General features: G+C 43.5%; 19 protein-coding genes and 2 pseudogenes. 15 read left to right on the top strand and 6 right to left on the bottom strand.

The window, feature by feature from the left end; translation table 11 throughout:
* The first annotated feature begins 1,079 nt into the window (after positions 1 to 1,079).
* From AC6EMZ_RS00005 to AC6EMZ_RS00030, 6 genes are all read left to right on the top strand, one after another.
* Complete coding sequence (locus tag AC6EMZ_RS00005; protein ID WP_097514317.1) at positions 1,080 to 1,367, top strand: hypothetical protein; 288 nt, start codon at positions 1,080 to 1,082, stop codon at positions 1,365 to 1,367.
* 3 nt (positions 1,368 to 1,370) lie between these two features.
* The gene (locus AC6EMZ_RS00010; protein ID WP_097514316.1) at positions 1,371 to 1,646 is read left to right on the top strand and encodes a hypothetical protein; all 276 of its coding nucleotides are present in this window, start codon (positions 1,371 to 1,373) and stop codon (positions 1,644 to 1,646) included.
* A 492-nt stretch (positions 1,647 to 2,138) separates the two neighbouring features.
* Positions 2,139 to 2,513 (top strand): hypothetical protein, encoded by a 375-nt coding sequence (locus AC6EMZ_RS00015; protein ID WP_498400319.1) that lies wholly within the window; start codon positions 2,139 to 2,141, stop codon positions 2,511 to 2,513.
* Between the two features lie 169 nt (positions 2,514 to 2,682).
* Complete coding sequence (locus tag AC6EMZ_RS00020) at positions 2,683 to 2,940, top strand: hypothetical protein (RefSeq protein ID WP_097514297.1); 258 nt, start codon at positions 2,683 to 2,685, stop codon at positions 2,938 to 2,940.
* A 6-nt stretch (positions 2,941 to 2,946) separates the two neighbouring features.
* Complete coding sequence (locus AC6EMZ_RS00025; protein WP_080168606.1) at positions 2,947 to 3,321, top strand: plasmid mobilization protein; 375 nt, start codon at positions 2,947 to 2,949, stop codon at positions 3,319 to 3,321.
* On the top strand, positions 3,318 to 4,805 hold the full coding sequence (locus AC6EMZ_RS00030; protein ID WP_498400320.1) for a relaxase/mobilization nuclease domain-containing protein: 1,488 nt from the start codon (positions 3,318 to 3,320) through the stop codon (positions 4,803 to 4,805). Before AC6EMZ_RS00025 ends, AC6EMZ_RS00030 begins: the two co-directional genes overlap by 4 nt.
* Positions 4,806 to 4,860: 55 nt before the next feature.
* Here the strand turns inward: AC6EMZ_RS00030 and AC6EMZ_RS00035 are convergent, their stop codons facing one another.
* From AC6EMZ_RS00035 to AC6EMZ_RS00050, 4 genes are all read right to left on the bottom strand, one after another.
* Positions 4,861 to 5,850 carry a GTP pyrophosphokinase gene (locus tag AC6EMZ_RS00035; RefSeq protein ID WP_080168608.1) on the bottom strand — a complete coding sequence of 330 codons (990 nt, stop codon included), beginning with the start codon at positions 5,848 to 5,850 and terminating at the stop codon, positions 4,861 to 4,863.
* A complete protein-coding gene (locus AC6EMZ_RS00040; protein WP_498400321.1) occupies positions 5,850 to 6,938 on the bottom strand; it encodes a nucleoid-associated protein in 1,089 nt (362 codons plus the stop codon). Before AC6EMZ_RS00040 ends, AC6EMZ_RS00035 begins: the two co-directional genes overlap by 1 nt.
* Positions 6,935 to 7,411 (bottom strand): DUF4231 domain-containing protein, encoded by a 477-nt coding sequence (locus AC6EMZ_RS00045; protein ID WP_080168610.1) that lies wholly within the window; start codon positions 7,409 to 7,411, stop codon positions 6,935 to 6,937. Before AC6EMZ_RS00045 ends, AC6EMZ_RS00040 begins: the two co-directional genes overlap by 4 nt.
* Positions 7,412 to 8,408: 997 nt before the next feature.
* Complete coding sequence (locus tag AC6EMZ_RS00050; RefSeq protein WP_498400322.1) at positions 8,409 to 9,323, bottom strand: hypothetical protein; 915 nt, start codon at positions 9,321 to 9,323, stop codon at positions 8,409 to 8,411.
* 524 nt (positions 9,324 to 9,847) lie between these two features.
* Here AC6EMZ_RS00050 and AC6EMZ_RS00055 point away from each other — a divergent pair.
* Positions 9,848 to 10,251 (top strand): annotated as a pseudogene (locus tag AC6EMZ_RS00055) (integrase core domain-containing protein); the annotation flags it as partial.
* Between the two features lie 311 nt (positions 10,252 to 10,562).
* On the opposite strand, the gene AC6EMZ_RS00060 reads toward AC6EMZ_RS00055, so the two are convergent.
* Positions 10,563 to 11,558 (bottom strand): LacI family DNA-binding transcriptional regulator, encoded by a 996-nt coding sequence (locus AC6EMZ_RS00060; protein ID WP_498400323.1) that lies wholly within the window; start codon positions 11,556 to 11,558, stop codon positions 10,563 to 10,565.
* A gap of 241 nt (positions 11,559 to 11,799) precedes the next feature.
* On the opposite strand from AC6EMZ_RS00060, the gene AC6EMZ_RS00065 reads away from it, so the two are divergent.
* The 6 genes from AC6EMZ_RS00065 (at position 11,800) to AC6EMZ_RS00090 (ending at position 19,414) form a co-directional block, all read left to right on the top strand.
* Positions 11,800 to 13,038 carry an MFS transporter gene (locus AC6EMZ_RS00065; RefSeq protein WP_498400324.1) on the top strand — a complete coding sequence of 413 codons (1,239 nt, stop codon included), beginning with the start codon at positions 11,800 to 11,802 and terminating at the stop codon, positions 13,036 to 13,038.
* A 19-nt stretch (positions 13,039 to 13,057) separates the two neighbouring features.
* Positions 13,058 to 14,494 (top strand): glycoside hydrolase family 32 protein, encoded by a 1,437-nt coding sequence (locus AC6EMZ_RS00070; RefSeq protein WP_498400325.1) that lies wholly within the window; start codon positions 13,058 to 13,060, stop codon positions 14,492 to 14,494.
* Between the two features lie 93 nt (positions 14,495 to 14,587).
* Positions 14,588 to 15,814, top strand: coding sequence for an OmpG porin family protein (locus AC6EMZ_RS00075; protein ID WP_498400326.1), 1,227 nt, complete (start codon positions 14,588 to 14,590; stop codon positions 15,812 to 15,814).
* 14 nt (positions 15,815 to 15,828) lie between these two features.
* Positions 15,829 to 17,322: a family 43 glycosylhydrolase gene (locus AC6EMZ_RS00080; RefSeq protein WP_498400327.1), complete on the top strand. Its 1,494-nt coding sequence runs from the start codon at positions 15,829 to 15,831 to the stop codon at positions 17,320 to 17,322.
* Positions 17,323 to 17,334: 12 nt separating this feature from the next.
* Positions 17,335 to 18,348: an OmpG porin family protein gene (locus AC6EMZ_RS00085; protein ID WP_498400328.1), complete on the top strand. Its 1,014-nt coding sequence runs from the start codon at positions 17,335 to 17,337 to the stop codon at positions 18,346 to 18,348.
* A gap of 115 nt (positions 18,349 to 18,463) precedes the next feature.
* Positions 18,464 to 19,414 (top strand): PfkB family carbohydrate kinase, encoded by a 951-nt coding sequence (locus AC6EMZ_RS00090; RefSeq protein ID WP_498400330.1) that lies wholly within the window; start codon positions 18,464 to 18,466, stop codon positions 19,412 to 19,414.
* A gap of 228 nt (positions 19,415 to 19,642) precedes the next feature.
* Here AC6EMZ_RS00090 and AC6EMZ_RS00095 read toward each other — a convergent pair.
* Positions 19,643 to 19,834: pseudogene (locus tag AC6EMZ_RS00095) on the bottom strand (aldo/keto reductase); the annotation flags it as partial.
* A 130-nt stretch (positions 19,835 to 19,964) separates the two neighbouring features.
* On the opposite strand from AC6EMZ_RS00095, the gene AC6EMZ_RS00100 reads away from it, so the two are divergent.
* A complete protein-coding gene (locus tag AC6EMZ_RS00100; RefSeq protein ID WP_498400331.1) occupies positions 19,965 to 20,723 on the top strand; it encodes an alpha/beta fold hydrolase in 759 nt (252 codons plus the stop codon).
* A gap of 266 nt (positions 20,724 to 20,989) precedes the next feature.
* Positions 20,990 to 22,543 carry a peptide MFS transporter gene (locus AC6EMZ_RS00105; RefSeq protein WP_498400332.1) on the top strand — a complete coding sequence of 518 codons (1,554 nt, stop codon included), beginning with the start codon at positions 20,990 to 20,992 and terminating at the stop codon, positions 22,541 to 22,543.

Consider the following 22,543-nt stretch of genomic DNA (forward strand, 5'->3'; position numbering starts at 1 on the left):
TCATTAATCAATAATGATTTTGTGAAATATTTCCTCTCTTCCTATTGACTATTAAAATATAAGATCTATAAAAAGTAAAGATACAAAAAAAGCCAGATATTAAATCTGACTTTTTAAGGACTAAAAAAGTTTTCGCTGACTTTTTTAAGTCTTGTAATCAGTTAGAGGAACAACATGATTACAAATATAATAAAGTATTAAATAATCTTTTCATATTTGTCAAATCTAAACCTTAGCTTTTTACAAGTCTTTTAAATACCACTTCCAGAATCTATTTTAGTTCTCAAAAACAATAACGTTAAAACCTATTGTATCAGGTGCGATCATACGAAGGTCCCTCAAGTGATGGTGAAGATCGAGTTATTGTAGACAGCGGTTAACCGGGAGCGATGTTGTCAGCCTGAATCGCCTTACCTAAAATTTATAAAGCGTTATAGCTTCTTTAGTAAAACGAGAAGCGCTTAAAAGATCATGGTAAGGTTTGCGCGGGTCGCGGGGGGGAGTATCAGACTGGAAACGGTTTGAATACTTTTTGAGTAATCAAAGCGCAATGAGCATTCTTTTTTCCTTTCTCTATCTCTTTAGCGATTTTTATTTTCGCATGGGGGGAGGGGGGGAAATGCTCCAAGAAAAACTAAGTTTTCCTAACGGAAAACTACTACGACTGAAAGTCGCCATCTAAAACCCCAGAACCTAAGCTGAAAAATTCTAGTACTACTAGTACAAAAAATAAAAATAAGAGTAAAACTAGATCAAAAAATATTAAAATATTTCCCGCGCCAGATATCCCACTATAGAGCTTTGCCCGCTGTTCTCCCTTCAAGATCCGAATCCTAAACAGAAAGCATCGGTATAAAAGATCGATAATTAAATATTGATAGGTTTTGTCAATCAAATGGTGTTGGATCGATCGGTTTTTAATTGGTATAAACGATCGATTGCTTTATTGTGATAGGCGGTGACTATCATGGTGTGGTTTTCGATCGGTACAAACGATATGACGAACCATCAAAATAATTGAATTCTAGGACGTTTACAGGCCAAGCGGTGGCCTGTGTCTTACCAATGAAGGAAAAGGTATGCGTAAACTTATGATGGTGGCAGGCCTCGCCGTCCTGCTTTCAGGTTGTGGCGATGATGGGATTTATGGCAACTACGTTAATCAACAATACGGTGTCAGGCTTGATATTCAGAAAGATGTAATCAAGTTCAGAAATGGCGTTTTTACTGTTAAAGGCTGGGATGAAAGCCAAAAGCCTGTTTATATCGCTAGAACACAAAACAAAGATCTAGGCACTTGGACTTTTAAAATCGAAAAAGTTAAAGATGGCGTCGTTTACCAAGGTGCGATCTTTAAGAAGGATTAGAAAATGGAAAACAATACTATTCAATGCCCCTACTGTCTAAAAGAAAGCCGGAAAGGTGTTCACGTCTGCACAGGCTGTATGGCGACTGTTTTGTATGGAACCTACCCCGGCTGGTATGCTTTCGTGATTATTATATTGTCCTTCGGACTCTCCATCTTGATCGGAATGTCCACTGGAATGGCGGGAGCTACTATCAGCCTACCAATAATTGCGGCTGTTGGGTTTATAGCTGGCAAGGCGATATTCTCTGATAATATTGTTTTTAGAAGAAGAATGTAAAACACGCCTTCTAAGGTGATGGCTCGCAGTGCGAACCATCACCTATCTAAAGTTTATTTCTTTCATTTCGTCATCAAGTAATAAATCGGAACCCACTGACATAAAATCCGTCAGCGGGACCCCGCGATCTATTACTTGACTATTTGACCTCGCTGCAAATTTTACGCAAAGCTACCTAAAGACAATATTTTATTTACCTTATCTTTATTTGCATTTTATTTGTTGTGCAGTGTATTTATTTATGTATCCGCTATTGACTAGTTTTTTAGAACGGTTATTTCTTTAAATATAGGTTGAGTTCAGCTTTATTTTTAGTTTTTCGGAAACTGAAGCAAGGTGTAATAGCGTATCCGCTATTTTACCCAATCCTATCGGATTGCCTTGTCTCGTTTCACTCGCAAGGTTGAAAAAGATCTACCCTTCCGCCTATTCCCCTTTAAAGGGGAGGCGGTAAACCATACAGTTTAATATTATATTATAGGAGTGTTTAAAATGAATGATGACTTAGGTTTTATAAATAACATAGATGGTAAGATTTTATTAGAGCATTATCAATATTTAACTAATGCTATATTGGGTGATGAGGATACAAAAAAAGAATTTGTGAAATATGAACATTATGACTTGGATTACTTAAGGTATTATCTTGAAGCAAGTATCTATTTTTTAGGTGAAGCAAGAGATGAAGCAAATAGAGATGTTGAAATAAAAGATTTATACGAAGCCGTGGAGATAATCAATAAATTATCAAATAGGGCTAAATTTGCTTTAGCTGAACATATTATATTGTGGTTTGAAGATATTTCATTAGTAGGTTCTTATAATACACTATTTAGATTTTTAAGCAGGGAGAAAAAAATATTATGATGATTGTATCGGTGGGAATGATGCTTCTTTGTATTCTTCTTGGTGCGTTTATGATCCGTAGTTGTATTGGTAAGACAAACACATCAAGCGAAGCAAAACAAGCAATATCAGATGTTAGAAAAATAATCGATAAAAAAGCACTGATTAAATATAAGAGGAATAATAGAATATGATTGATGATGACATAGAGAAACAGATAAGTTTAAAAATGAAGTTTGAGTTATTAGCAAGGTTTTTTTATTACATAGAACAAGATAAAGATATACCTTTTTGTGAAATAAATAGTGATGAACAAAGGCTGTGCTATTTTGTGGCTCATAGGTATATACAAGAAAATAAAGCTAATGACCTTCTGAAATCGTTGATTGATGAAAATGATGAAGACTATATAAAAGCTATAAGAGATTATATGTTTACAGGTGGATAATAAAATATGGATACAGATAGAAAGAGAGGACGTATAGAATTAAATCACGAAGAACGCAGAGATATATCTATACAGTTTAGATTAAATAAAGCAGAGTTTGAATATTTAAAAGAGCTTGTTCTGGCTTCTGGTTTAGAAAGAGGTCATTACATTAGAAAAGAGATTTTAAACTCTGAACCAGTTATAAAAAGAAAAATGCCGGAAGTAAATCAGAAGACCTATATACAACTTTCAGCCATAGGAAACAATATAAATCAGGCTGTTAAAAAGTTAAATGGCAATGACTATTTTGATAAAAATGAAGTTGATAAGCTTAATTTTAATATAAAGCAAACCAGCAGAAGGATAATAGAAATAAATAAGGATCTTGGGTATATATGAAGGGAAGCGTAGCTAAGACTGGAAAATCATTTAAAAATAGAATCGATTATATATTAAAAGATGATCACAGTTTTATTTGTAGCAATATGTCAGCAGATAAAAATAACGTTAGTGATTTAACTGATGAGTTTAAAGCTGTAAGCAGCTTTAGACAGGATATAAAAAAACCTGTTTTTCATGCGTTTTTATCTCTTCCAAAAGATGAGAAGCTGACAGATGAACAATGGCAAGAGATAGCAAAAGACTATTTGAAAGAAATGAATATTGATATAGAAAAGCATCAATATATTTGTGTGTGTCATAACGATACAGATAAAGAACATATCCATATTGTAGCCAACCGCATAGGTTTAGACGGTTCTGTATGGCTTGGGCAGCACTCAGCATTTAACACAATAGCAGCTTGTGAACGTCTTGAGATAAAGCACGGCTTAACCATTACACAGGGGCTTAAAGGTCAAAAATCAGAGGTATCAGCACCAACCAAGAACGAGATAGAGCAAGCCTTGAGGACAGGTGAGAAACCAGCCCGTTTAGTGCTACAGAACGCACTACAAGCGGCTTTAGTCGGTAAGCCTGATTTGTCTACGTTCTTGGAACGTCTGCAGGCCGTAGGCATCGATCCGGCCTTTAACGTTGCTTCTACTGGCAACGTCGCCGGAGTGTCATTTGGTATCAAAAATAATGAAAAAAATATTTATTTTAAAGGCTCACAGCTGGGTAAAAAATTTAGTTGGAACAATATAAAAAACAAGGTGAAATATGACAAAAATAGAGATGATGAACTCATTAGGAGCTTCTCAGCAAGAAAAGATGATGAACCAAATAGTGTTGGACGATCATTTGTTGAATCAAATATCAATGACGGTAGAACCTCTGACGGAATCAATGATGATTCTTTCGGAATCAGTCAGCACGGCATTAAATCAGACGCAACAGACACTAACCAGAGTGAACAACTCATTAGAAGCAACAACAACCGCTTTAAACTCAGCGAAAAATATAATAGACCAGCAAGCCATAAAGTTAGAAGAACAACACAAAAAGCTGCACAAATACTCAACAGAGTTAAAAAACAATACCATAAAGAACCAATCAAAACTTATAATAAAAGTAGCTTTAATCGTGGGAGCAATACATTTAGCGGCAGTTCTATCTGTAGGATACTTGATCACGCAGAAACAGCAAACGCAGCCACCAATCAATTTAGACTCAAAGGCCGTAGCAGTTTCAATAGTAGAGCAACTAAGATCGAAGAGATAAGAGAAAGGTTAGGTATAAATAAAACAGTTATTCAGCCAAAAAACAAAGAAAAACTCGTCAAAGAAGAAATAAAGGAAAAACCATCATATATGTTTGGTTATGAAAATAGATTTAAATCGAAGTTAAAAGAAAATTTCAAGAAAGCACAAACACAAAAACAAACAATAACGCAGCAGGAAGACGAACGGAATTTAAATCCCCGTGGTTTTAAGCTACGATGAAAATAATGGATTTGCGTTAAAAACATATATGCGTCTTTAGTATTCATTGACGCAATTAAGTCATTCTACTAAGCGCTACGCCAATATCCATTGCCATATCACTAACTATTCCCCATGGTAATGGCCATTCAGATTCAAGGGTGCTTTTTCTCCTCCGAATTAACCAATAAACAAATAAAACAACGCTCTGTTGATAAAATTTATTGGTGGCCATTTTTTCCTTTATGGTTTCACCAAGTTCGGGATTTTTTCCAATAAATTTAATGATCTCCTCTTCAAAGTCATCATTAATAATATACTCAAAGGTATCATATATAATAACAGATGAGTTTTGTTTTATAGGTTGTATACCTGTAATCTTCTCAAAGAGAGTATCCAGAAATGACTCGTTTTTGAGAATATTTTCCGACTCTGTTCTATCCACAACCTTTTGAAAAAATTCATCTGCTGTTTCGATAAAAGCCATTGTTTTAGCAACAGTACGAACAACATCAGGTTCTATAATTGTTTTTTTCTTGTAGATAGCATCATGGGTTAATTCAGCATATGCATGCTGAAGAAGAGATCTTACCTGAACCTCACAAGGGGTATTTTCATGAATGAGAATACCTGCATGTGTAAATGCTCTACTATTTCGGATGATAAAATGATGGGATTGATAGGTGAAGAGCATTGGCGATTCTCTACGCTCCTCATTATAGTTTCTACACTGCGTAGCATCCCAACCTTCTTGAGCCGCAACTTGTTTAATAACCTCACATACTTTTTCAACATCAGTTTGGAGCATTACGACAAAGCGAACACCTACCTTATCTTCAATATCACTATAAGGATTTTTGTATGCCTTATTCCGATATAAGGCTTTATCGACTAAAGACCCATCATCCTTAACTCTGTGATTTACTGGTATTTTAAGATAACTATTAAGATCTACCTTAAGAGATTTAGTAAGCGCATCTGATATCGAATTAACAATAAACTGCCCCCAAGCGCCATACATCGCCTTCTCGGAATGCCATTGCTTGAGGAATTCAGTCTCAGTCATTATTGATCTACTATCCTGTCTTTAACAAGAATTTTTGTCCAAGTTGGTCTATAACCATCTTGACCTGCATCACCTTCTACAGTTTCAATAGAAACAAACTCTTCAAAGATTTCTGATGGTGCGCTGATTCGAATGTTTTTACTAAATTTTAAACGTCTATTCTTTAATTTACTAGATATATACTGCGTATCTTTTATGAATGGACCAACCGGAAAGTCATAATCATCCAAAAAGTTCCTAAAATTATCTACATCCGCTGTTGACATATATGAGCCAGCAAATGCCATAGGATCAACTTTTTGTGATTTCCCTGCTTTTAAGTCTGCGTATAAGACGTTATGTAAGTGGGTTCGCTCTTCTTCATCAATATCCATATGATTTATAAAATCACATGCTATTTCAAAATAGCGTTTTGTTGTTCTGGCACTGGTTGCTGGGTAATCACAACCGAGGAAAGTTTGATAAAAATACTGAGCAGCAGCTTTACCATCAGATTTATCAATTTGATAATCAGAAATATGTACGGCCCATTGTTCACTTAAGGTGCTAACATTTTTCGCATTTTCATGTTTAAAAAATCCGGCAGACTTATAAAGCTTGGTAGAAGGTGTAAGTAGTAGCTCTTTCACATGCTTTAAAGAAATAATGCCTGTTTTTTTATCTTGCCATTTCTCGTATCCACTGTATAAGTCAGCTTTGATGATGCCCACAAAAGGAAGCTTGTTATATTGATAAGTGGCGCTGAAAACAACAAGTATACCTCCGGACATGCCTCTACGTGTTTGTGCTTGTGATAAATTTTTAGCAATTTCATAACTGTTATTTATAAATTCCGCATCACTACAACCATGTAGAATGTTTACGTAAAACGGAGTGCTTTCTGTCTTTTCGTTTGTTATCACCATTTCTACAGCAGAAGAATCATGTCCAAGAGAGTTATAAATTCTTTGTTTAAAATCGCTCAAAGCATCTTCATCAAAATTGATTAACTCCGTGCCTTTGCCCGGTAAGACTTCCTTCCCATCCTCTCCTCTTGGAAAGATCTGATGAATAGCTATTTTATCTACTTTTAAATGCACGAAGTTCATGATTGCAACTCTTTGATGTTTGGTGTTATTTTCGATGAATCAATGTCGGAACTGAAAATATTTGCCCACTCACTGCCGTCTTTTTCCCAAACCGCCTGATAAGCTTGGAAAAGTTCTTTAACTCTCAACTTATCTTCATCACTATCAGTGAGGATTTTTAATTCGTTTTCTATAAGATATAAACCGAAAAGTGTATTTTTTTGTCTCATCCAGAGTTTTTTAAAATCAAAAATAGCTACCCAACCATTAATGAGAGTTAATGAAACACCCATTATAAGAGCAATGTTCTTTTGAACAGCAGCATGATTAGGCCATTCTAAACCAACTATAACGGTAATCGATGCACTTAAAATGATAGAGCCAGCTGTAAAAAATTGGAAAAAACGCTTATTTCTTCTGCATTTAGCTTTGATGGTGGTTATTTTAGTGTCAACCATTTCCATAAGTATGGTTCTTGCTGTATTGCTTGTCATGTAGTCTAACCAGAAAAATGAAAGTATATTAATCTAATTTATATAGCAATTTATTGATTTGATTGAAAATGTCAATTCTTTTCATATTATTTTGCCTCGAACATCACTATTGCTTATGTTTTTATTAACGTTGCTCTTTTCAATAGAGCTAATAGTTAAGGCAGTAATAATACAAATGGATATAGTGCCTATTTGTTACTATTTGCAAATGTGTTCCCATATGATGACATATGGATTTCACGATAGTCTAAAGTCAGGTTGATTTCCCGTGAGCGAGACAATTAGAATAATGGGGGTACTTTTGGGGGTATATAAAAGATGAAATGCAGTTATTGATATAAAAATCAATAGCATGAATAACGCATTTTACTCCTATTATCGCACCAACACAAAAATCCCATTAAAAAAATAAGTTCCAGAGTTTTTCGCTCTCAAGCTACGATCTTTTTTTAAGGGATTCTATGACCAACAGTTGCCGCTATGGTTAATAGTGGCTATTCAGGGATGTTGGCACGTAGCGGCCTGTAGTTGTAAAGCTCGAACAGGTACAAAGCGTGAACGGGGCCGATGCTCAGTGAACCATTGGTTCATTCGCTAATCTTTATCGCAGGTTTGTAACCTGCTGATTATCGAACCGGATAACAGTCCCCACGAACCGCTATCAACTCGAAGCTGATGACGCTGCCAACGTCTCTAAACCATCCCGAAACAGGTTGATCACACGCATTTAAGCCCGATGTGTGGCCTCATGAGCCACGTAAACAGGTGAATAGTGGTTGACCTGCACACGACATGCAGGCTCTGCCAGCGCTTCGCTCACTCTCCGAAAGGTACACGAGCATCCTGATAAGGTGTGAACCTTCTGACAATCTGATGAAGTCGCTACGCTCCGCTTGTTGCTTGTACCACTAACGGGGCTTTATGGTTTCTATTGTCTGAAGTTACATGGATATCATTAGGAAAAGTGCGGGAGACATAGCTCCCGCACTCATGGCTGTTAAGGTAAGTATCTGAGGATTTCAGCAGCCCAGTTTCTTCGATGAATTACTCTGGCGCGGTGCAAATTTCCATCTAAGATCTCAGCTTTAGTTAGCTGGGATAATTGTTGCCAATTGTTGTTAAAAATATAGGTTGCGTTGTTACATTGCGAGCTTTCCAATACGTAAGTATTGTGATTACCGAATCCAAAGATTACATATCCTTGGAAACCAGCTCTTCCGACAGCGACAAAATCAGGTTGCTTACTGTTAATGAGTTCAAGTCTACCCTCTACAACAGCAGCATTTCCTTTTCCTCTGGGTTTGATAGCGGACATTATTTGCGAACCAATTGTGGTCCAAGGATATTGCCCTTGAGGGAGGAGACTCCAGTTTAGTTTTATAGATTGTGTCGTAACGATAGTGTTGAGATCCTCGTCAACAACTTCGCAAAGACCAAATAACTCTAAAAACAAGTTAACGCAATGTGTTACAAGATCTTTGTTTTCTTCTGTCAAAGTCAACTTAGGTGAAATCACTAACTTTTGACCATTCAAGTTCTCAACAATTTTCAACTCGATACTTGGTGGGGGAGTGAAAATTCTCTGGTAACGTTGATACTCCATTTCTCGAGTTTCAGTGACCTCTTCAGTCTCGCCTCTACCAACCCATTTTTTCCAGGTCCATGATACCTGTCGATAAGCCGTTTCTTTAGGCAAAGTTTTGTCTGGCACTGATTTCCCGTTGGCGTTGAAGCGAGTTATTGCACCAACGATGTGAGGAAGAACTTCTTCTCCAGGTGACTGACTGGAGGTGAACCCGATCAATTCACTTTTTTGCTGGCTCGGTAATGGATGAGCGATAAAAACACTTCTACTATCAAAAGGAGCAATGTAGTTATCAATGTTTCTAACCCGTTTCTTCTGAATAAGCATTGGTTATACCTTTTCTGTATTAACTTAAGGTTTACACAACCAACCAAGCCGGGCACAATCAGACCGTCAAGAATGATGTCGAGGCTAACAATCGTTATGAGTTTGCAGACTCATGGTGGTCGTGCTTCATAGACCGGGTTCACATAAGTGCGCCCGGTTTTTTTATGCATATAATCTAGGCATGAATACAATATGTAGTGCTTGAATTAAAAGCTTGCACTACATGCTGAGTATTCTAGTAAAGATTCTTTTCAGTACAAGAGTTGATTTTGACGTTAAATTGAGGTTGTCAAAGCGTAAAAAAGGCCAAGTCCTCGTACCATAAGGCCTGGACGTCATGTCAATAATTAAGAAAAAAAATTCAAAATTTGATCGAGTGCTGATTTCTTTGACGAAAGGTTAAAATTACGCAGCATGAAGCCGCGTGAACTTTATTAGAAAAGTTCTAAGTGTCAGGCATCTTTGTCTGTTGTATGCAACATATAGTTAATATCGCCGTGTTCGTGAAAGTAGAAATAAAAACGTTAGTCAGAGTGCTAGACAGGATAGTGGCAAACCGTGGTTATCTGCTGAAGTTGCGGATGTATAATGGACCAGAATTACTCTCACAGGTTCTTGCTCGATGGCTAGAGTATGCGGTGATACTGGGGTTTATTACACTGGGTAAGCCGACGCAGAATGCCTTTATAGAACGGTTTAACCGGACGTAATGGACAAAAATACTGGAATTTATCTGTTCAGAACACTTAATGAAGCACGGGAAATCACAGAGCACTTACTGGCTGAATAAAACAGCGAGTGGTCTCATTAATCCCATCATAAAATGACGCCGGAAGAGTACAGGCTGATGGCCGAAAACCCAGTAATCTCAAAAAGTTGCTTGGAACTAAAACGGGTATACTTACACAGGTATGTCGTAAATCATTGAATCGGAAATTTTCATTTCCCGCTCATCTTATCGCAGCCCTCAATGCCGCGTTGCCAGAGAGATTGAGGATCGAAAATCTGTGGCTATAGTAAACCAGGTGTGATTGGTCATTTCAGCTATTGATTTGTGGAACGTTCAACCAAAAGAAAAATTGGCGTTTATTGATAACATTAAACACGCCAGTCAGGCATCAAAGCCATACTAACAATCAACTAAATAACCATGTAGCCCGCATCTTAAATGGACGCAAAATATCCATTTAAGATGCTAGCCTGGTGGGTCATGGTGTTAAAAATGGCGGAGTCACTTTTTCAAAATGATTCGCGCATGAGCCAGGGACTCTCAACCAGCACTTTCTCCCGGTGGTTGTCGCCATTGATAATATGCAATGTACTTAAGCGACCAATCTCATAATGCGGTAACTGTACCGTGGATAGCCCGGGTAAAAACAAATTACCGATCCCGACGAGATTATCGTAGCCAATCACGGCAATATCCTGTGGAATCCGGATCCCTTGGGTCAACAGCGTCTGATATACCATAAATGCAATACGGTCATTACCACAGATGACAGAGTCAAATCGCGGCTTCCCCTGGTCGATATGCGCTAGCAACATATCGGGAATATCACGGTAGTGCTCATCGCCGTACTGCATGTAGCAGTGCTCAAGCGTATCAGGATTGATATTGGCTTCATGGCATGCGCGATCTAGCCCCCGACGGCGGCGAAGCGTCGCCAGATGGTTAACAGGTAAATGCAGGCAAAGGGGGCGACTGTATCCCGCCGCTAACAGTGCCTGCACAGCGGTATACTGGCCTTGTTCATCGTCAGGTATATAGCTGGCAACCGGTTCTCCGTTGTTCTCGCAATTGGCCAGTACGCAAGGGTGTTCCAGTAACCGGGCAGGGATGTTCACTTCTCGCAGCCCCATGGTGGTGAAAATTATCCCCCCAGGTCGGTGGGCGAGGAGCAGATCGACAATATCGTCAGGGTTATCATCGGTAAACAGGTTAACCACGAAGCTATTCCAGCCATACGCGCGCGCGGTTTCCTCGATAGAGAGCGTAATGTCGACGGAAAAAGGAGTGGTGACGGTATCCAGCGCTAGCACGCCAATCGTTTTATTCATGGAGCCTACACGGCGTACCTGCCGGGCAGAGAGGTCCGGAACATAGTTTAACTGTAAGATAGCCTCCTGCACGCGGGACAGGGTTTCAGGCTTTACGCGTTTCGGGTCATTCAGTACCCGTGAAACAGTCATTAGCGATACATTGGCCAGTTTGGCCACATCTTTTAAAGACGCCATAGTTTTCCATTATCTGAATACATTCGACCAGGCAAAGTGTTGTGAGCAAATGCGAATGTCCTATTTTAGGCACCGGAACCTGAGATTAGGCAAGTCACAATAAAAAATTTGAACTTGATCTCAACACATAAATGTTAACGTTAACTTATGTGATTAACATCGACTATTAAGTCAAAATCGAGTGTATGCTAAAAATGTTAACGTTACCATTCTGGCATATCATTCTTGTGAGATTACGTAGATGAAAAAAAGGCCTTCTCAAAGCTACCTGTTGCTCAGCGCTCTGCTGTTCTTTTTCTTTGTGACCTGGTCCTCATCAAGTTCACTTCTTTCGATCTGGCTTCATCAGCGAGTAGGGTTAAAAGCGTCGGAAACCGGCATTATCTATTCCGTTTTATCCGTCTCCGCGCTCTTCGCTCAGGTTTGTTACGGTTTTATCCAGGACCGGCTTGGTCTGCGTAAGCATTTGTTATGGTTTATCACGGCATTGCTGATCCTCTCCGGCCCTGCTTATCTGTTATTTAGCTATTTGCTGAGTATTCATATTTTGCTGGGTAGTGTATTTGGCGGCTTATTCCTCGGGTTGACGTTTAATGGCGGTATCGGCGTTCTGGAGTCCTATACCGAGCGCGTAGCACGTCAGAGTACCTTTGAATTTGGACGGGCACGCATGTGGGGATCTCTGGGTTGGGCTGTCGCCACGTTCTTTGCCGGGCTACTGTTTAATATCAACCCTGACCTTAACTTCCTGGTGGCCTCGTGTTCAGGGTTAATCTTTTTCTGTTTGCTGGCCCGCTTAAAAGTTGCCGCGCCGGCAAGCATGGAGAAACTCGAAATAGGGACTAAAAAAATCTCTCTGGAAGACGCTCTGCGTCTGCTCACTCTGCCGCGCTTCTGGGCACTGATATTCTTCGTGGTCGGAACCTGTATTTACGGTGTCTACGATCAGCAATTCCCGGTTTATTTCTCTTCACAGTTCCCGACATTAAGAGAAGGGAACGAGATGTTTGGCTATTTAAACTCTTTCCAGGTTTTCCTTGAGGCTGCGGGTATGTTTTGCGCGCCCTGGCTGGTTAATCGCATTGGCGCTAAAAATGGCCTGATATTCGCAGGAATGGTGATGGCACTGCGCATGATCGCGTCCGGGCTGGTGGAAGGGCCATTGCTCATCTCCATTACCAAACTGCTTCATGCTGTCGAATTACCAATATTGCTCGTCGCTATATTTAAATACAACAGTCTGAATTTCGACAAACGTCTCTCCTCCACGATTTATCTGGTGGGATTCGCCTGCACCAGCTCAATTATTGGCACCGTATTATCCCCGCTGGCAGGCTTTAGCTATGAGAAATTTGGCTTCGCCCAATCCTATCTGATCATGGGCATCATGGTGTTCAGCACCACGTTCATTTCCATTTTCCTTTTGCGCTCAAATAAATCCTCATCTGAGCCATCTTTTCTGCAGCAAAACGCTGTGTAATGCACTGAGAGTAAAGACGATGACATCCTTATTAGAACAGGCTGAACAGGTGCTTGAAAAAGCACAATCCGGGATTAATCCGCGCTGGTATCCGCGCTATCACCTTGCTGCCCGCGCAGGCTGGATGAATGATCCTAACGGCCTGGTATGGTTTGACGGCTGGTATCACGCATTTTATCAACATCACCCCTATTCCACTCAATGGGGCCCGATGCACTGGGGGCACGCCCGAAGTAAAGATATGGTGCATTGGGAACATCTGCCTGTCGCGCTCGCGCCAGAGGGCCCGGCGGACAAAGACGGCTGTTTCTCCGGATCCGCCGTGGTGGACGGCGATACGCTGGCGCTGATTTATACCGGACATAAATTTCACGGCCCGGCGGACACAGACGACAACCTTTACCAGGTGCAATGTCTGGCGACCAGTCGTGACGGCATCCATTTTGAACGGCATGACAGGGTGATTGATACGCCGCCCGGACTGCATCATTTTCGCGATCCAAAGGTGTGGCGCGAAGGTGAGTTCTGGTACATGGTTGTCGGTTCACGCGTGGAAAATACTGGGCAGGTGCGTCTGTACCGTTCCACTACTCTTCGCGAATGGCATGACGAAGGAATTTTCGCCGAGGCCGATGAAGGCATGGGCTTTATGTGGGAATGCCCGGATTTCTTCACCCTGGGAGGGAAGCGCGTCCTGATGTTCTCGCCACAGGGTATGGCGGCGGAAGGGTATCACAATCGCAACCTGTTCCAGAGTGGCTATTTACTCGGGGACTGGCAGCCAGGCCAACCGTTCACCCACAATGGACAATTTATTGAGTTGGACCACGGTCACGACTTTTATGCACCGCAGAGTTTCTTGACCCCGGATGGCCGACGCATCGTCATCGGGTGGTTGGATATGTGGGAATCATCGATGCCCGAACAGCAGGATGGCTGGGCCGGTATGCTCTCGCTTCCGCGCGAATTAAGCCTTGCCGATGGCCAACGTGTGAGGATGAAACCTGCTGAGGAAGTCACTGCGCTGCGTGGCAGCTATTATCCAGCGCCCGTCCGCAGCCTGAATAATAAGAAAGTCCTTATCGCGGCAGATGCCGAAGCGGTCGAAGTGCAGCTGGCATGGGATCTGAGCGCGTCTACGGCTGAACAATTTGGTATTGCGTTGGGCGACGGACTGAGAATTTACGTCGACGATCAGGCCGGACGTCTGATGGTGGAGCGTCGTTATCCAGAATATTTGCTGGAAGGTGTTCGCAGTATTCCGCTGCCAGCAGACAACGTTCTGTCACTGCGAATTTTTATTGATCGCTCATCAGTAGAAGTATTTGTTAACGATGGTGACGCTTGCTTAAGCAGCCGAATTTATCCGCAGCCAGGCCAGCGCGATATTTCACTGTTTGCCAATCAGGGTGTTGCCTCATTACTCGATGCCGGATACTGGTCTTTGGATAAATAATTCTCAGTTGCGACCTGTTTCTTACATTGTGCGTATTTTATTTCTGCCAGTCTCTGGCTGGCATGTTATTGTCTGGGATAGTGAGAGAGAACAATGGATCAAATATTAACACCTCAAGATCGCATTAACTCGATAGATAAAAGCATATTCGTTCCAGGAAAACAGACGCTGGCATTAATGGTGACATTAGCGGCATTTCCTGCTATTGCTGAAGAATCTACAGAACAGCCCGTAAGCTATTCAGGAAGCTATCAAAGCTATTTTCAGGATGAATCTAACACCGAAGGAACGAGTGCATCTCCCACGAATAAAGGAAATGAACCATCGTCCCTCAGTGCGTCATCGTCACTTGTTGTTGCAGGTGAAAAAAATGAAGTGAAAAAGAATAATAAAGTGGATAGCCCGGCAGACGTCAGTTTGTTGCGTTTAAGGCAAGAAGATCCGCCGGTTCACTGGAACAGTATCGGTCGTAATATGGAAGTCGGCGGCCTGCATGGAAACATTGGTTCTCAGATAGAAATTGATGATGTTCGCTGGAGTGATAATAAGAAAAACGGCGGTAAGTTCAAACTCGCCACCATTCAGGCATTTTTAAGGCACGATGAAATACCTAACTGGTATTTCGGTTTCTGGAATGCCAGGGAAGACAGTTATAAAGGACAATTCAGTAATCAGGATTACCAAGGGACCAATACCATCAATGAGTTTTTTGTGGGTCATATATTTGAGACCTGGCGAGGTAATATCGGTACGGAAGTCATGGTCGGTTCCGAAACTGCAACAAAACGCTGGAAAAGCAGGTTCAAAGTCTGGCAGGACCTTCGCCTGACCAACAAATGGAGCCTGGCCGGATATGCTTATGGTGAATATCAGCCTCAGGGAAATGAGCCGGGGAATGGCGATCTTAATCAGTACATTTTCGAAATTGAGCCTGCCATTCAGTACCGTCTGAATCCGGACCTCGGTCTGTATTTGCGGCCATATTATTACTATAACCGTCAGGAGCGTCAAAGCTGGGGCGACATCTTAGAAGAAGAATGGAAAGTCACGGCTGGGCTTTGGCGAAACTGGTATCCTTTATTAACCTCCCTGTATGTTGGGTTCGGACAGGACAAAGTATATAACGCCAGTAATACCAGTGAAGTTTTCTATGACGGCCGGTATAAATTTGTTGGCGGCACCGTTAGCTATCCGGTATTTGGTGAAGTGCGATTATACGGTGAATTCAAAGCGCAATTTACGAAAGAGACTGGACTTTGGACATCGACCGGTCACTCATGGAATCCCTTTACTGTGGTTGGCGTGAATTATAACTTCTGACATTCAGGTGTAGCATGAAAAAATTAACGTTTGCGGCATTTGTCGCTCTGCTCGCGTTTTCGCTTGGAAATACTCCGGCCTGGTCTCAGCCTTCTAAAGAGACAGTAAAGAATAAAAGTATTAGCCATATTAATGGATTTTTCCCACGAGTGGAGGGTTCATTTGTTGGCGACCCGATGCCTGTATTTAACAATGGCGAATTTGATATTTATTATCTTAATGATGTTCGTGGCGGCAGCGATTTGGGAGTACACGCCATTCACCTGCTGTCGAGTACCAATTTGTATGATTATCAGAATCACTCGGAAGTGATCCCCTATGTTAACGACGTTGACGATCCTGAACTGCTAATAGGAACCGGTTCTATTATTAAAGTCGGTGATACCTGGCATGCCTGGTACACCGCACACAATGAAAATGTATTCCCGGTTGAGTCTATTATGCACGCGACCAGTAAAGACCGCCTTAATTGGGTGAAACATCCGCAGGACACTATTTTACCTGGCGGTAATTATCGGGGTAATGACTTCCGGGACCCACATGTCGTTTGGGTTGAGGAAAAGAAAGAATACTGGATGTTAATTACCACTCGCAGTAATGGTCGTGGAGTTATTGCCCGGTACAGTTCAACGGATCTAAAGAACTGGGAAGACCGCGGCGTGTTTTTTGATAACGACACTATCACCAGTAATGCCAACCTCGAATGCCCGACACTCATTCACTTCAACGGACACTGGTATCTCAGCTTTAGCGACCAATGGCCGTTACGCCTGACACAGTATCGGGTTGCGGACAATCCAGATGGGCCATGGCGAAAAATGGACAATTATGTGGTCGATGGCTCGGGTTTTTACGCGGGTAAACTGGTACTCAAAGACGATCGCCTGTTTGTTTTTGGGTGGATCCCGACCAAAGCAGGCCACCAGGACAGTGGCAACATTGACTGGGCAGGCAATCTGGTTGCTCATGAGCTAACCGCAGATGACCAGGGGCAGCTCAACAGCATCCTCCCTCAAGAACTTCAGAAGGCCATCAGTAATAACCCTGGTCCGGTAACTACCTTAACCAGTCATAAAACGCTTAAAACGGCAACGCCGTTCGGCCCCTTACAGTCGGCCCTGTATCCAGCCCTGCCTAAACGAGGTGAGTTGAGCGCAACTATAGAGGTTCCTTCTGCCGGAATGGTGATGAGCTTTGGTCTGAGTGGCGACAGAGTAAGTGAGGCGATGCTTAACGTTGTGTTCAATAAGAGCAAGGGAAAAGTCTATTTTTTCAACGCGCCGCTCGCGTCGATTCACCAGGCTAACGCGGAATCCTGGGTAGATGTTCCGCTCGGAGAAAAAATTGAGTTACGCGTACTTATTCAAGACTCAATTGCCGTCTTTTATATAAACAATAAAGCGGCATTTAGTACCCGGATGTATTCCATGCAGGATAAGCCGTGGAGTATTAGCCTTCCTCAAAACGATAATTTTCACGCGACGTTGAAAATAAAAGAAATGATTTAACGGGATATTATTATGAAAAAACATCATGCCCTGTCTGTTATTTTTGTTCTTCTTTTTCCAGCGCTGGCGAATGCGAGCATGAGCATCATGAAGGATTCGTCGGGAAAGGTCGTTGCCGTGGATCCGTGGTCATATCTGGATGAAGATGTTATGTGGACCTCAACTCGTTCCTCCAATCCTGCTGGGGGTCGCGTTCATGGTCAACTTAAAATGAAATATGCCATTGAGGATAATAACTGGCGTAACAGCCATTTCCACAGTGGGAATGATTCGCTGACGTTTGTGCAAGGGGTTATGCGTCACGATGCATTACCCGGTTGGTATCTGGCTTTCTCTGAAGGCAGAACCACCAACTATAACGGGACGTGGGAAAATCAGTCTTACCTCAGCCAGAATCAATGGACTCAGTTGATTATCGGCCATGAATATTTCTACAAACGTCTGCGCTATGGCTGGGATGTTATGGGTGGAAGTTCGTCAATCGAGGATCGTTGGCAAGGACGCGTTAAGTTTTTTACGGATCTGCGTGTGACGGACAATCTCTCATTCTTTAATTATCTGTATCAGCAAATTGATCACCGCCGCAGTGGTGGGTCACAAAATGACCGTGACGTTCGTTCATTCCAGATAGAACCTGGCATTCAATATATTATCAATAACACCACCGGAGTCTGGTTTCGCCAGCAATTTGCGTCTGCCACTTTAGATCGCGCGCAGTGGGGCGATATTGATGAAAAAAGCTGGACCACTTCGGTCGGCGTTTGGCGCAACTGGGGGAAATTATCCACAACGTTGAGTGGCGGGTATGGCCATTATAAGAAAAACAATGCACAGCCCGAAGATGGTGAAGTATTCCAGAGTACCCGGAATCGCTTCCTGAAGGTGTCGGCTAATTATCCTTTGACCAATCGTTTCACCGTATCTGGAGAGGTTACTGGCTCGTTGATAAAACAGGATGGAAGTTGGGTCACTAACGGTGATGCTATTACCACCGAATATAAGTTGATGCTGGATTATAACTTTTAAAAAAATACGCCTGGATAATGCGCGGCGCATGAACATGGCTAAAAACTATCAAAAAATATGACCGTCCCGTAGGTCACATTTGAAAAAATCAGTTAATTATCATTGAGGAAATGTCATGAATATCTGGACTCTTGGCGACGCAGTGGTGGATCTTTTACCACTGTCAGACATGCAATATCAGGCCTGCGCAGGGGGAGCCCCATTCAATGTAGCCATTGGCACCGCGCATTTAGGCAGCCAGAGTGGGTTTATTGGCCGGGTGGGTGACGATGACTTTGGTCATTTTCTAAAAAAAACGCTGTCAGACTCATGCGTCTCGACAGTCAGTCTCCAGTTGGATAACCAGCGCAGAACCAGCACGGTATTGGTCTCTCTGAGTCGCTCTGGAGAGCGCGGATTTACGTTTTTAACCAATCCCTCCGCGGATCAATTTTTAACGTCTGATGCCCTTCCTGACTTTAGTGATGACATTTTGCACTTCTGCTCTTTGGCCCTGGTCGCCGAGACGTGTCGTAACACACTCGTCTCCGCCATCAGCAAAGTGAAACAGCGCGGGGGATTACTGAGCTTCGATGTGAATTTACGGGAGCAAATGTGGCCCGATAAGCATGAAATGCTTGAGACGGTGCGCCATTTTGCCGCACAGGCCGATATTCTTAAACTTTCGGAAGAAGAATGGCACTGGATAACAGGTACCCCCGATTTTACCCATGCGCTTGACGCCCTAAAAACTCTGCCCGCTCAATTCAAAGTGGTGACCTACGGCGAGCAAGGAGCCATGGTGCTTTGGCGCGATAGCGTCATCCATTTCGATGGCTATACCGTCAACAGTGTCGATACGACCGGGGCTGGCGACGCTTTTGTTGCAGGTTTGCTCGCCTGGATTGCCCATAATGGAATGCCGCAGAGCGTTGAGGATCTATGCCAGTCAATTGCTCAGGCCAGCGCCTGTGGTGCCCTTGCGACAACTCGCAAAGGGGCACTGACCGCACTGCCGGATACCAATGCACTCAATGCTTTTATTACTCAATTCTCTCTACCGGACTACGAGGTGAAAAACCTCTAATGATATAGCTACAGGCACTGTTTATGTGGGCGGAGATAGGTGGCACTAAGCCAACATCAACCTGTCCCTGGTGGAAGCAATACAGAGTTACCCCGCCTTCTCATTGGATTGCGGGGCTTTTTTCACACTGAGATCTCTGTATAAATAAACCTAAGGGCTTGAACGTCATTGAGAAACCCTGTCTTCTCTTTCTGCACACATTACGGGCTGCAAAATTATCGGTGCATCAATACCCAGCTCCTCCAGCAGCGGCTGAATCTCCTGCTCAGGCTCGCGCCAACACATGGAGTATTCGCTTTGCAGGGCCGTGACCGGTTGTACAGCATGCGCACGACGAATGGTTTGCGCACCCGCTTCGGACAGACCGAAATGTTTGACCTTGTCTTCAGCAATCAGGTCTTTCACCCTTCCCGCAACATCTGACGAGTATCGTGTCGTTATCCTTCAGCCGTAATGGGAGTTAATAAAAAAGCGGAGAGGTTGTTCGCTGAACTGTTAGTATTCAGCTTATTAAGTCATTCGACTGCCCGCATAGACAGAGGGACACAATATGCAGAGTTTATTTTCGTTAACCGCAGGTGCTGACGTTCGTTGGCATGATTTACCGGGGAAAGGGACTCCTGTTGTGTTTGTTCACGGACTGGGGTGCGCTTCTTCATATGAGTATCCACGCATTGTGGCCGATCCGGCATTTGGCGGGCGGCGCGCCATACTGATTGATCTTCCAGGATATGGTTTTAGTGATAAACCGCGTGATTATGATTACAGCATTGCTCATCAGGCCGAAGTGGTTATCGAGGTAATAAACGCATTGAGGCTCCCTCTTTGCCATATTTATGGTCATAGTATGGGGGGAAGTATTGCGATTGAAGCGGCTGATCGATTGCGTGAACGGATGGGTAAACTGGTGGTGTCGGAACCTAACTTTCATGCAGGCGGCGGCATATATAGCCGACTATTAGTGGAGAAGCCGGAAGCCGAATTCATTTCGCAAGCGTATGACAATATACTGGCAAATCACACCTCTCCCTGGAAAGGTTCGGCTCAAAATGCTGCTCCTTGGGCAATGTGGCGGGGAGCCAAAAGCCTGATTGATGGCGCTTCACCCTCATGGATGGAAACCTTCCTCAGTCTGTCCTGTTCACGCGCACTGATTTTTGGCGAGCAATCATTACCGGACAATGACTTTCAGTACGTCAGTAATAAGGGCATATCAGTAGCAATAGTGCCACAGGCAGGACACTCTATGTCCTGGGAAAATCCTACGGCATTAGCCGGGGTGTTACATAAGGAATTTGACGTTAATTAATTGTTTTAACTCAATAAAATAACCGTGGATCTACGCTGTCTTTAAGTCAATCATTATCCCCGTGCAGCCAACAAAAAATCTGTAAAACTAGACATTAGTCGAATTTTCGTCTTAAAGTCCACCCCCCGGCACTAGACAAAACCACCGTCCGGTTATCAAATGGTTAAATAATATTTCACTGGATGTAAAAGATCGGCCGGTAGCATAAAGGGCCGACATGCATGCCAGTGTTTGCAAGCAACATGACAGACCTTTTCGGGAGAATTATGCAATCCTCTGTTAATCAAAAAGAAAGCCGAACCTTCTTCGGCCATCCATACCCGCTCGGCTCACTGTTCTTCACTGAAATGTGGGAGCGGTTCTCGTTTTACGGCATTCGCCCATTATTAATCCTGTTTATGGCCGCGACCGTTTACGACGGTGGCATGGGACTGGCGCGCGAAAACGCCTCTGCCATCGTCGGTATCTTTGCGGGCAGCATGTATCTGGCCGCACTGCCGGGTGGTTGGCTGGCGGATAACTGGCTCGGGCAGCAGAGGGCGGTCTGGTACGGTTCGATTCTGATTGCGATCGGCCACCTGTCCATTGCGCTGTCTGCCGTGATGGGCGACAACCTGTTCTTTATTGGCCTGATGTTTATCGTGCTCGGCTCTGGCCTGTTCAAGACCTGTATCTCGGTTATGGTCGGGACGCTATATAAAAAAGGCGACGCCCGTCGTGACGGCGGATTCTCGCTGTTCTACATGGGTATCAACATGGGGTCGTTTATCGCGCCGCTCATCTCCGGCTGGCTGATTAAAACCCACGGCTGGCACTGGGGCTTTGGCATCGGCGGTATCGGGATGCTGGTCGCTTTAGTTATCTTCCGCGTGTTTGCCGTACCGGCAATGAAACGCTACGACAGCGAAGTCGGCCTGGATTCCACCTGGAACAATCCAGTGGCGAAGAAAAAAGGCGTTGGCGCATGGCTGTTGGTATTGGCGGTCGGTGTCGCTATCGTTATCACGCTGATTGCGCAGGGTGTTATCGTGATAAATCCGGTCGCCGTTGCCAGCACGCTGGTTTACGTCATTGCGGCCTCGGTCATTCTCTACTTCATCTATCTGTTCGTCTTTGCCGGGCTGAACCGTAAAGAGCGTGCCAGACTGCTGGTCTGCTTTATCTTGCTGGTTTCTGCGGCCTTCTTCTGGTCCGCGTTTGAGCAAAAACCAACGTCGTTTAACCTGTTCGCGAACGACTACACCAACCGTATGATCGGTGATTTTGAAATTCCTGCCGTGTGGTTCCAGTCGATCAATGCTCTGTTCATCATTCTGCTGGCACCGGTATTTAGCTGGGCCTGGCCGATGCTGGCCCGCAACAACGTGCGCCTGAGCAGTATCACCAAATTCGTTATCGGTATTTTGTGCGCGGCGGCGGGCTTTGGTGTGATGATGCTGGCGGCACAGAACGTGCTGAGCAGCGGTGGAGCAGGCGTATCGCCGCTGTGGCTGGTGGGCAGTATCTTAATGCTGACGTTGGGCGAACTGTGCCTGAGTCCGATTGGTCTGGCGACCATGACGCTGCTGGCCCCGGAAAGAATGCGTGGTCAGATGATGGGGCTGTGGTTCTGCGCCAGCGCACTGGGTAACCTGGCGGCGGGCTTGATTGGCGGTCACGTCAAAGCCGATCAGCTCGATATGCTGCCGGATCTCTTTGCTCGCTGTTCTATCGCGCTGCTGATTTGCGCCGCGGTGCTGGCCGTGCTGATCGTGCCGGTGCGCCGTATGCTGGAAAATGCACAGGTGAAAACGGAGGACAAACCCGTCACCCATGCCTGA

This window comes from Enterobacter sp. SCRI0065 (assembly GCF_059766475.1).